10 protein-coding genes are annotated in these 9155 nt (G+C 67.2%); 6 read left to right on the forward strand and 4 right to left on the reverse strand.

Translation table 11 applies throughout. The features are described 5' to 3' along the window. Positions 1–363 precede the first annotated feature (363 nt). A complete protein-coding gene (locus tag ON27_RS00100; RefSeq protein WP_218002941.1) occupies positions 364–1755 on the reverse strand; it encodes a flavin monoamine oxidase family protein in 1392 nt (463 codons plus the stop codon). 134 nt (positions 1756–1889) lie between these two features. Here ON27_RS00100 and ON27_RS00105 point away from each other — a divergent pair, with 134 nt between their 5' ends. From ON27_RS00105 to ON27_RS00125, 5 genes are all read left to right on the forward strand, one after another. Next, complete coding sequence (locus ON27_RS00105) at positions 1890–2456, forward strand: TetR/AcrR family transcriptional regulator (protein WP_043717356.1); 567 nt, start codon at positions 1890–1892, stop codon at positions 2454–2456. Positions 2457–2631: 175 nt separating this feature from the next. Continuing rightward, entirely contained in the window at positions 2632–2946 is a 315-nt protein-coding gene (locus ON27_RS00110; protein WP_306306932.1) for a hemolysin III family protein, read from the forward strand. A gap of 246 nt (positions 2947–3192) precedes the next feature. Then, entirely contained in the window at positions 3193–3594 is a 402-nt protein-coding gene (lpqS, locus tag ON27_RS00115) for a putative copper homeostasis (lipo)protein LpqS (RefSeq protein ID WP_245559721.1), read from the forward strand. Between the two features lie 104 nt (positions 3595–3698). Beyond that, positions 3699–4826 (forward strand): PLP-dependent cysteine synthase family protein, encoded by a 1128-nt coding sequence (locus ON27_RS00120; protein WP_043717362.1) that lies wholly within the window; start codon positions 3699–3701, stop codon positions 4824–4826. Between the two features lie 47 nt (positions 4827–4873). Then, complete coding sequence (locus tag ON27_RS00125) at positions 4874–6187, forward strand: MFS transporter (protein WP_444543649.1); 1314 nt, start codon at positions 4874–4876, stop codon at positions 6185–6187. A 100-nt stretch (positions 6188–6287) separates the two neighbouring features. Here ON27_RS00125 and ON27_RS00130 read toward each other — a convergent pair whose 3' ends face one another. Next, positions 6288–6932, reverse strand: a complete 645-nt coding sequence (locus ON27_RS00130; protein ID WP_083887291.1) for a DUF305 domain-containing protein — start codon at positions 6930–6932, stop codon at positions 6288–6290. Positions 6933–7342: 410 nt separating this feature from the next. On the opposite strand from ON27_RS00130, the gene ON27_RS00135 reads away from it, so the two are divergent. Continuing rightward, the gene (locus ON27_RS00135; protein WP_043717369.1) at positions 7343–8005 is read left to right on the forward strand and encodes a methyltransferase family protein; all 663 of its coding nucleotides are present in this window, start codon (positions 7343–7345) and stop codon (positions 8003–8005) included. 61 nt (positions 8006–8066) lie between these two features. On the opposite strand, the gene ON27_RS00140 is transcribed toward ON27_RS00135, so the two are convergent. Beyond that, the gene (locus ON27_RS00140; RefSeq protein WP_043717371.1) at positions 8067–8354 is read right to left on the reverse strand and encodes a hypothetical protein; all 288 of its coding nucleotides are present in this window, start codon (positions 8352–8354) and stop codon (positions 8067–8069) included. Positions 8355–8466: 112 nt separating this feature from the next. Beyond that, positions 8467–8874, reverse strand: a complete 408-nt coding sequence (locus ON27_RS00145) for a four-helix bundle copper-binding protein (RefSeq protein WP_043717373.1) — start codon at positions 8872–8874, stop codon at positions 8467–8469. Positions 8875–9155: the final 281 nt, after the last annotated feature.

Below are 9155 nucleotides of genomic sequence, written 5' to 3' on the forward strand. Positions count from 1 at the left end.
CGATGTCGGCCCCAGCTCGGGCACGTATTTCTAGATCGTGGAGCGTGAGACGCCGCGCACGCGGGCGATGGAGGACACCGTCGCGTCGGGGCGGGTGAGATGTCGCGGGCGTGGCGGACCTGTTCGGGGTCACTCGCGGGGTGTGTAACCGCTTGGCGTGGAATAGGTTTCGTCATGGCCGAAGGAAGCGCCAGCGTCCAGGTGTTCGGTGCAGCGTTCTGGCCGCCTCTGCCTGATCGAGTGACGGGCACGACCCATCGCCCCGGCACCGGTGTGGCTGTGAGGGTTGGAGTCTGGCGTTGACCAACGTCAGCGGTTGATCGCGCCCTCTTGACGCACCCAACAACCGCTATGGGGCCCGGACTAACCGGTGATTTCCTTGGCTGCGCGCAGCCCGGAGTTGTAGGCGCCGTGCACGGTGCCGAACGATGCGCGGTCGGTGGCTTCCCCGGCGAAGTGGACACGATCGGCGATGCTGGCGGCGAGGTCATCGCGCATCTCGGGGGTGGAGCCAAGCTTGTTGAACGAGTAGGAGCCGCGCGCGTAGGGGTCGGCCGACCAGCGGGTGATCTGGTAGTCGACGGGTGCGGGGATGCCGGGCCCGTAGATGGTGCGCAGGGTCGCCATGGCGCTGGCGACGAGGTCGGTGTCGGACCAGGTTTCGCTGGCGCGACCGAAATCGGCGGCGTTGAACCCCAACAAAATCGGCTGGTCGGCGGCGCGGGAGTAATTGATCCACTGCCCCCACTGCCCGGCCTTGTCCAGGCTCGGCACGTAGGTCAGCCAGTCGGTGTCGGCCCAGAACTCGGTGGGGAACCGCAAATAGCACTTGTCGAGCACACCCATGCCCAGTTCCTCGATCGCGGTGGTCTTGTCGGCGGGCAGGCCGGGACCGAATTCGACCGCGCCGCTCTGCAACACCCCCAGCGGCAGGGTCACCACGACGTGGTCACCGTCGAAGGTGCCAGCACCGGTGGCGACGGTGACACCGCTGTCGTTCCAGTCGATATGTTCGACGAGCTGTCCGGTGTGGACGGTCAGACCGGTGGCGAGGTAGTCGGTGATCGCGCCGTAGCCGCCCGGGAACAGCACGTCCTTGCCTTTGATCTTGTCGTCGTCATCGAAGTACAGGCTCGACAGGTCATCGACGCTGCCGGAGTATTCGTGCTCGTAGTCGCCCAGCACCGAGGCGACCAGCGCCTTGTCACGGCCGGACAGCGCCGGCCAGTTCACCGCCCGTTCCGCCACGGCTCGCAGCGACGCATCCCGAGTCTCGTCGTCGTCCTCGTCCTGGGCGTCGGTGAGCGCTTCGGCGATCCGGGTGCGCCAGTGCTCGATCTCCGCGGCGGTGGCCTTGTCGACCTCTTCGCCGTCGGTGCCGTAGTCGGTGCCGCTGTCGAGGCTGGTCGACAGCGTGCGCGCACCGGCCTTGCGGGCCAGATCGGTGATGGGGTTGGCATCGACGCCGTGGATCCAGGATGCGCCGAGATCGACCGGGACATCCGACCATCGGCGGCTGGTCCAAATCCGGCCGCCGATCCGGTCGCGCGCCTCGAGCACCACCACGTCCTGGCCCCGATCGGCCAAGGCGTGGGCCGCGGCCAGACCGGCGATCCCGGCCCCGACGACGATCACCCGACGCCGCCCGCCCGCCGCGGTGGTGCCGGAATCGTCGTCGGCGCAGGCCGACAGCGCCAGCGCAGCCAGCGCTGACAGGCCGGTCGTCTGCAGGAACCGGCGACGGTGCATCGTCATGGCCACCGAACCAATCTGTCACCGACTTCGCCCTGAGGGCCGTGTCGTGCGACGTCGTAGTATGAAACACTGATACGTGAAAGTAAATATTGAGACATCCATGTGTCAAATGAGCCTATGGAGTTCGTGTAACAATGCGTACCGTTGCCGCGCAGGTGCTGGATTCGGCGATCCCGGTCCTAGCCAAAGACCGCGGGGCGTCGATGCAAGTCATCGCCACCCGCGCGGGGATCAGCCGCGCCACGCTGACCCGCATGTTCCCCACCCGCCAACTACTCGTGCAGGCCATGGCCGCCAAAATCCTCGACGACTGCGACCAGGCCCTGACCCACGCCGAAGCCCACACCGGCTTCACCGACCAGGCCCTGGCCACACTCGTCGCCGAGTACCGGCCCTTCGCGCAACTGTGGAACCTGGTCTACGTCGAACCCGACGTGCTGGGCGCGCCGGAGGCGACCGAGCGCGCCGAAGCGATTTTCACCCGCACCGTCGCGCTGCTGGCCGCCGGGCAGGATGTGGGCGTATTGCGTACCGACATGCCCGCCACCTGGCTGGCCTCCACCTTCTGCGGACTGGCCGAAACCGCGTGGGAACTCACCCTCGAAGGCCACATGGGCACCCGCCAAGCCCCCGACTTCCTCACCACCGTCCTACTCCACGGCCTCAGCACCACCACCACGGTGGCACCCCGGGCACGCTGACCACGCCACGTCCCGGCGACAGCATTAGATATCCCATCCAGGGCCACCGCCAGCGGGATGACCAGAAACCTGCAATCCCGTAAGTTACTTGCCGGTATCACTGGGAGGTGAATCGTGCCCGGAGTGATCCGGTACAGCCGATGCGACACCGGTCGCGATCGCGGGCACGACCCTGATCAAGCCGCGGCCGCGCGGCTGGATCCACACCTGGGCGGTCGCCGTCACGGCGGTCGGGATGATCACATTGGTCGCCAAGGCCGCGACGATCTCGGCAACGGCGGGCTGGTCCACGCTGGCCTACGGGGCCACGGCCTGCGGGCTGTTCGGCATCAGCGCCATCTACCACCGGGTGACCTGGGCAACTGTGCAGGCCCGCATCCAGATGAAGCGGGCTGACCAGTCGATGATCTTCGCGTTCATGGCGGGCTGCTATACCCCGCAACCGGATTGCAAACAGGCACTTGCTCGGGCGGGTGCCCCGAAGGGGTAACCCCGGTGCGGGTTCCGGTTGCGATCCGAATGCTGGCCACATACCTCTTGGGGGTATAGGGTGGGAGGTGGATCGGTTGATGGCGAGAGAATGGCGGTTGAAATGATGGGGCGTGATCGACGAAGCCGCCCATTGGGGGCATCGTTGCGTCGCGTCGGCTGCGCGCACCGTCGGGAGCGGTTTGTCCGGTCCTGCTACGGTGGGCTTACTGTGAGGTTGCTCGGTCGGTTTCGGCATGCTGGCTCCGTGGTGGCGTTGCTCGCCGCGGTGCTGGTCGTCGTCCCCCTGATCAACTGCTCGGTGGCTCGCGGTGAGCTGCACATCCATGCTTCGGCGCACGCGGGTGCTGTTGCCCACCACCTCACGCCGTCATCGGGCGGCGATCACGTCCACGCGGTGCTCGGCGATGGGCTGGACGGTCATTGCGTAGCGCACTTCGATCACTGCGTCACCAAGTCGGTGGTGCGCGGCGCCGCCGAGAATCTTCCGCCGCAGCCACTGCTGCTCATCGCCCTGACATCGGCGTTGCTCGCCGCTGTGGCCGCCTGGGGTATCGCGCCCGGGGGGGTGCGTGCTCCGCCGATCTCGCGGGTGCCCGTCGCTGGGGGACGGGCAACTCTCACGCAGTTCTGTATCGCTCGACGCTGACAGGTCAGCGCCAGGCCGACGTGTTGTCTCGTGTCGGCCGGTGTCTGCTCCCCTGCTCACGTCCGCGCCGCCTACCCGGCGGTTCGATACAGAAAGCGACAGTCATGGACAAGCTCGTTCTCGACGCGCGCACCGATCGTTCATCAGCCCTGATGGCCGCGCCCGCGCCTGCCCGCTACCCGCAATCATTGATCGGCAACACCCCGGTGTTGTGGGTCGGTGCGCCGCTGGCGCCCGAGGGGCGGGGATTCTGGGCGAAGCTCGAAGGATTCAATCCCGGCGGGATGAAAGACCGGCCCGCGCTGCACATGGTGCGTAAGGCCGAACAGCGCGGTGATCTGACGCCGGGGGCACGGATCATCGAATCCACCAGCGGCACTCTCGGTTTAGGGTTGGCGCTGGCCGGGATCGCCACCCACCACCCGGTGACAGTGGTGACGGATCCGGGTCTGGAGCCGATCGTCGCACGGATGCTCACCGCCTACGGCACCCAGGTCGACGTGGTCGCCGAGGCACATCCCAGCGGCGGCTGGCAGCAGGCCCGCCGCGACCGAGTCGCGGAACTGCTGGCTGGTGAGCCCGATGCGTGGTGCCCGGATCAGTACAGCAACCCCGACAATGTCGACGGCTACGAATCGCTGGCACTCGAGCTGGTCGAACAACTGGGCGCGGTGGACGAACTGGTGTGCGCGGTCGGCACCGGAGGGCACTCCGCGGGCGTGGCGCGAGTGCTGCGCCGGTTCAATCCCGAGATGAAGCTGATCGGGGTCGACACCGTGGCGTCCACGATCTTCGGCCAGCCCGCCGGGCCACGGCTGATGCGGGGACTGGGTTCGAGCATCTACCCGATCAACGTCGACTACGACGCATTTGACGAGGTGCACTGGGTCGCGCCGTCGGAAGCCGTGTGGGCGTGCCGCACCTTGGCGGCGACCCATCACGCGACCGGCGGCTGGAGTGTCGGCGCGGTGGCGCTGGTCGCGGGCTGGGCGGCCCGCACCCACGACACCGACACGCGGATCGCGGCGGTATTCCCCGACGGGCCGCACCGCTACTTCGACACCATCTACAACGACGCCTACTGCGACGAGCACGGCCTGCTCGACGCGGACCCGCCAGTGGAACCGGACACCATCACCCATCCCGCCGAGCGCGTGGTGCGGTCGTGGACCCGAACCACCACTGTCATCGATCCCAGGCAGTTCGTCGGCGAGCGGGAGTTGGCCTCGTGAGCGTTGTCGCGAAATTCCGCAGCTTCGACCTGCCCGCCCGGCTGTTGATGATCAACCAGTTCGGCATCAACCTCGGCTTCTACATGTTGATGCCGTATCTGGCCGGCTACCTGGCCGGTCCGCTCGGGCTGGCGGCCTGGGCGGTGGGGCTGGTGCTGGGTGTGCGGAACTTCTCCCAACAGGGCATGTTCCTCATCGGCGGCACCCTGGCCGACCGGCTGGGCTACAAGCCGCTGATCGTCGCGGGCTGTCTGCTGCGCACCGGCGGCTTCGCCCTGCTGGTGTTCGCCACCTCACTGCCGGGACTACTGATCGCCTCGGCCGCGACCGGCTTCGCCGGAGCGCTGTTCAACCCCGCCGTACGCGCCTACTTGGCCGCTGACACCGGTGACCGGCGGGTCGAGGCGTTCGCGGTGTTCAACATCTTCTATCAGGCGGGCATCCTCGCCGGTCCCCTGGTCGGGCTGGCGTTGATGGCCCTCGACTTCCAGGTGACCGCCGCTGCCGCGGCGGTGGTGTTCGCGATCCTGACCGTGGCGCAGTTGTTCGCGCTGCCGACGCGGCGAGCCGAGATCCGCGCCGAGCGGACCTCGGTGCTCGACGACTGGCGCACCGTGGTCACCAACCGCCGGTTCGTATGGTTCGCGGTAGCGATGATCGGCTCCTACGTGCTGTCGTTCCAGATCTACCTCGCGCTGCCGCTGCAAGCGGAGTTCGTCGCGGGCGCGCAGGCGCAAGCATTGGTCACGGCGCTGTTCGTCATCTCCGGTCTGGTGGCGGTCGCCGGTCAGCTGCGCATCACGGCCTGGTTCCGCGACAGGTGGGGCACCGGAGCAAGCCTGGTCGTCGGGCTGGGCATCCTCGCGGCCTCGTTCGTCCCGCTCGCGCTCGTCCCGGACCCGGATCGGTTCGGTGTCCCGGCCGCAGCCGCCGCGCTACTCGTCTGCGCGACGTTGCTGGCCGTGGGAACTGCGGCGGTGTTCCCGTTCGAAATGGACACCGTCGTGTCCTTGTCCGGTGGGCGGCTGATCGCCACGCACTACGGGTTCTACAACACCGTTGTCGGGGTCGGCATCCTCACCGGCAACCTTGCCACCGGTGCCGTGGTCGGTGCCGCGCGCGCCGCCGGGATGGACTGGGCACTCTGGGTCGGCCTGAGCATGATCGGTGTCCTCGCCGCGTTCGCTCTCCATCGTTTGGACCGCCCGCAGCCCGCCGAGGAAGACGGCCGGTCGACGGGCGCGAGCGGGGGCCACCGCCTGCCCGAGGAACACGTTATCGGCACTGCGCTGGTCGAGCAGGAATTCGAATACACCGGCCGCGGGCACTGGCCGACGAAGATCCCCGCCGGTCGACCCTGACCACCTGCCTGCCGGGTGTAGTGCCCTTCGTGTCCGGGGTGCTGATCTGCCGGAAACGCTGGCAGATGTCGTCATCGCCGGGCAGGTGCTTCTCGCACGCTCACCTCTGCTCGAGCATTGCCTTCATCTGCTCGATCTCGCGCTGCTGGGCCGGCACGATCGCGGCGGCCAGTTGCTTGGCTTGGTCGTTGGCTCCGGTGTCGAGTTCAGTCTGGGCCATCCGCACGGCGCCGGTGTGATGTTCGATCATCATCTCGAGCCACATCCGGTCGAATTCCGCACCGGACATGCCCTGCAGCGACGACATCTGCTCCGGCGACATCATGCCCGGCATGCCGTGACCCATCGGGTCCATCGGGCCCGCAGCCGGGGACGGTACGGGCTTGCCGAACTCCTCGAGCAGCGAACGGATCTGTGCCATCTCGGGCTCCTGCGCGGCTTCGACCGCCGAGGCAAGCTCGAGCATCTGCGGGTTCTGCGAGTGCGAGGGCACCATATCCGCCATCTGAATGGCCTGCGCGTGGTGCAGATACATGCTCTGCAGAAACGACACATCAGCATCGTTGTACGTGGCCGCCGGCGCGGACGTCGCGGTGCCGACGGTCGTCGATGTAGCGGGTGCGCTCGGTCCCGCCGTCGTGGTGGCCTTGTCGGCCTCGTCACCGTCGCCGCATCCGGCCAGAACTAACAGCAGGACAGCAACGCCGGGAACATATCGCCCAAGTGCGGTGGAACGTAGAGACATGACGAACTCCTAAGGGGGAGCCGGGGACAACATGACTTCACGTTGAGGAAGGCGCGACACAATCGACTAGAGCCCGGGAAGGGCCTTCCATCGTTACTGGCGACAATCGAAACCGCCGACAACGATGCCGAGCACTGGCTGATTCTAGACCGTTGGGGCGATACCGGAAGTGCTAGCCGCGACATTCCGCTGGGGCCGATGCGGAAACGCCATCCTGTGGCTGCACATGATCCGGCACTCGCATCCAGGCGCGGGCGCCACGGCAGTGAAGTGTCTTTCGGTCCCTTCGGCGCTGACATTGGCCCATAGGCATCGGACGTTGTGGCGGGGGATCGTCGACGTTGAATCCCGAGGAGTGGTCGCCCCGGCGTCCATGGGGACCGGCGAATCGTTGGCAGAGGACATTCGTGATGGCGGATGCGGCATACGGCTTGTGGCCGTTGGTCATTTTGAACACGGCGTTGTTCGTGGCGTTCGCGCTGAGTTTCTTCCACCCGCGCACGAACCGCGACTGGCGGGTGATGAGTGGTTACACCGCATTCCTGGTGGCGCTGTTCACCGAGATGTACGGCACACCGCTGACGATCTACCTGCTGGGGAGCTGGCTGGGCTCGCGTTTTCCGCTGCTGCGCGACAGCCACGCCGGTGGGCACCTGTGGAACGATCTGACCGGCTGGACCGGCGACCCGCACCTGAGCCCGTTTCACCTGGCCAGCTATGTGGCTATCGGCGGTGGGTTCTGGCTGATCGCCGCGGCGTGGCGGCCGCTGCACGAGGCCGCCCGCGCGAGCCGGTTGGCCACCACCGGCCCCTACGCGCGGGTGCGCCACCCCCAGTACGACGGATTCCTGCTGGTGATGATCGGGTTCCTGCTGCAATGGCCGACCATACCGACACTGGTGATGTTCCCGATCCTCGTTGTGGTGTATGCGCGGCTGGCACGCGCCGAGGAACGCGAGGTCGCCACCCGATTCGGCCGCGAGTGGACCGACTACGCCGTCCGCACACCGGCATTCATTCCGCACTTGGGAGTGGGTGCGAGCTTGCGCGCCGGTGCTGGAAGGTCGCGATGACCGGCCGAGCCCGACCGGCATCACCCGCCGGTCGGCTTACACCGACGCACCCTGTGCCCACTCACGAAGACGTAATCGGACCGATGAGCAGGAGGTCGGTAACACCGGCACGCATCTGTGTGCGCGTATCGAGCGATGACACCGCTACGCCGGCCGAGGCACTGCGGCCCGGCTCGACGACCTCGACAGCTTCCACCGGGTCATCGACCAGATACCAGACTCCGGCACTCCGCGGCCGAGCTGCGCCATCGTCGGACACGGAATCAGCACCGTGCAAGCCATCACCGGCCGCATGAGCAAGACCCGCGCCGCTGTTCACCGTCGGAACGGCGTGGTTCGCCGTGATCATCGGCGGCCTGATCCGGACGGTATGTGATGCGGTTACCTCGCGAGCGCGCACGTAGAAAGATGTCGGACGACCTGTGTCGGTGAGGTCGGCGGTGATCCGGCGGTGGGGCCGTTCAGCCGAGCGCCCGGATGAGGTCGTTGCAGGCTTGCTCGCAGCGGCGGCATGCTTCGGCGCACACGCGGCAGTGCTCGTGAGTGTCGGCGTGGGCGGAGCATTCGTCGCCGCAGGCTTTGCAGGCGGTGGCGCACGCCTGCAGGATCGCGCGGGTGATGTTGGCGTCGTAACCGGTGTGCCGGGACAGGACGGATGCGGTGGCGTTGCAGATATCCGCGCAGTCCATGTCGGTGCGGATGCACTTGGTGAGCTCGCCGACCATGCCCTCCGACAGGCAGGCATCCGCGCAGGCGGTACACGCCTGGGCGCAGGCGATGCATTCCTCGATGCACCTGGTCAGCTTGTCGCGATCGACATCGCCGAGGTCGGCCGGATAGGTGGCGAGCATGTCCTTGACCGTGGTCATCAGGTATTGCCTCCTTTCACTGCCCGGAGGCCGGGCCGGCCAGGATGGCGCGCCTCTTCGACCTCCTGCCCCGTGGATAGCCACCGCGAAGCGACGCAAACACGCCCCGTGGGCAGTCCCGCAAGCAGCCGAGCCCACCTGCCGGCGTCCCAATGTGGTGATCGTCTCCCCGCTCGCCCTCGGACCCGGCGGCCTTGTCCTACGCGATCACCCGTGTTGCCTCGGAGGTTCCAGTGTGCGCCGGCTTGGATGTCGGAAGCCGGAGTCGTTTGAGGGCGAGC

It is taken from the genome of Nocardia asiatica NBRC 100129, assembly GCF_000308415.1.
Lineage (GTDB): Bacteria > Actinomycetota > Actinomycetes > Mycobacteriales > Mycobacteriaceae > Nocardia > Nocardia asiatica.

What these genes read in the sequence shown, in the direction of transcription:
- ON27_RS00135 (WP_043717369.1), top strand. Translation starts at nt 7,343, where the DNA reads ATGGCGGATGCGGCATACGGCTTGTGGCCGTTGGTCATTTTGAACACG.
- ON27_RS00105 (WP_043717356.1), top strand. Translation starts at nt 1,890, where the DNA reads ATGCGTACCGTTGCCGCGCAGGTGCTGGATTCGGCGATCCCGGTCCTA.
- ON27_RS00125 (WP_444543649.1), top strand. Translation starts at nt 4,874, where the DNA reads ATGATCAACCAGTTCGGCATCAACCTCGGCTTCTACATGTTGATGCCG.
- ON27_RS00145 (WP_043717373.1), bottom strand. Translation starts at nt 8,874, where the DNA reads ATGACCACGGTCAAGGACATGCTCGCCACCTATCCGGCCGACCTCGGC.
- ON27_RS00100 (WP_218002941.1), bottom strand. Translation starts at nt 1,755, where the DNA reads ATGACGATGCACCGTCGCCGGTTCCTGCAGACGACCGGCCTGTCAGCG.
- ON27_RS00130 (WP_083887291.1), bottom strand. Translation starts at nt 6,932, where the DNA reads ATGTCTCTACGTTCCACCGCACTTGGGCGATATGTTCCCGGCGTTGCT.
- ON27_RS00120 (WP_043717362.1), top strand. Translation starts at nt 3,699, where the DNA reads ATGGACAAGCTCGTTCTCGACGCGCGCACCGATCGTTCATCAGCCCTG.
- ON27_RS00140 (WP_043717371.1), bottom strand. Translation starts at nt 8,354, where the DNA reads ATGATCACGGCGAACCACGCCGTTCCGACGGTGAACAGCGGCGCGGGT.